Annotated in this window: 1 protein-coding gene; it reads left to right on the forward strand. The window is 68.6% G+C overall.

The genetic code is table 11. The features are described from left to right. Positions 1-290, forward strand: a 290-nt coding sequence (locus tag WDW90_RS38890; protein WP_336492970.1) for a YdcF family protein, incomplete at both ends; no start/stop codon positions are given.

Consider the following 290-nt stretch of genomic DNA (forward strand, 5'->3'; position numbering starts at 1 on the left):
GTGGTATGCGGCTCCTACGACCTGCGGGTCTGCGACCACGCCTGCGAACTGCTCGAACGCGGCCTCGCCGAACGCCTGCTGTTCACCGGCAACACCGGGCACTGGACGCGCCATCTCTGGGTCGAGCCGGAAGCCGAGCTGTTCGCCCGCCACGCCAGGGCACGCGGGGTAAGCGACAGCCTCATCGTGATCGAGCCGCGGGCGACCAACTTCGCCGAGTACATCGCCTTCGCCCGCGAGCTGTTCCCCGACCTGCGCCGCGCGACCTTCGTCACCAAGCCCAACTCGAT

This window comes from Methylobacterium nigriterrae (genome assembly GCF_037106235.1).
GTDB lineage: Bacteria > Pseudomonadota > Alphaproteobacteria > Rhizobiales > Beijerinckiaceae > Methylobacterium > Methylobacterium nigriterrae.